The organism is Campylobacter sp. US50a (assembly GCF_004379015.1).
GTDB classification, from domain to species: Bacteria; Campylobacterota; Campylobacteria; order Campylobacterales; family Campylobacteraceae; genus Campylobacter_D; species Campylobacter_D jejuni.
This window is the reverse complement of record NZ_RYYJ01000056.1, coordinates 1-727: the sequence shown is the minus strand read 5'-3', so window position 1 is coordinate 727 and position 727 is coordinate 1. Positions and strand designations below refer to the sequence as shown.

1 protein-coding gene is annotated in these 727 nt (G+C 37.7%); it reads left to right on the top strand.

Annotated elements, in window-relative coordinates; genetic code table 11:
- A partial coding sequence (locus tag ELQ11_RS09625) for a flagellin hook IN motif-containing protein (protein ID WP_279586196.1) occupies nucleotides 1-727 on the top strand: 727 nt, incomplete at both ends.

Here is a 727-nt window from a genome sequence, read left to right as displayed (position 1 = left end):
ATTATAAAGATGGAGATAATAACGGTTCTTTGATCTCAGCTATCAATGCGGTTAAAGACACAACCGGAGTTCAAGCTTCTAAAGATGAGAATGGTAAACTTGTTCTTACTTCAGCTGATGGTAGAGGCATTAAAATCACAGGTAGTATAGGTGCTGGTGCAGGTATCTTGCAAAAAGAAAACTATGGACGCTTATCTTTGGTTAAAAATGATGGTAGGGATATTAATGTAAGTGGAACCAATCTTAGTGCCATAGGTATGGGTACTACAGATATGATTTCTCAAGCTTCGGTATCTTTAAGAGAATCAAAAGGTCAAATTTCAGCAGCTAATGCTGATGCTATGGGATTTAACTCTTATAATGGTGGTGGAGCTAAACAACTTGTTTATGCTTCTAGTATTTCAGTGTTTATGTCTCAGGAAGGTTCGGGTTTTTCCAAAGGGTCAGGATTCTCAGTAGACAGTGGAAAAGAATACTCTAAAGTTTTAAGTGGATCAGTGCAAATTGTTTCAGGTGTAGCTTCTATAAGCAATACTTATGTAGTTTCCAAAGGTTCAGGTTTTTCTACAGGTTCAGGAAATTCTCAATTTGCTGCCTTAAAAATAACAACAGTAGGTGCTACCGATGAAACTGCAGGCGTAACGACTCTTAAAGGTGCTATGGCTGTGATGGATATAGCTGAAACTGCTATCACTAATCTTGATCAAATCAGAGCTGATATAGGTTC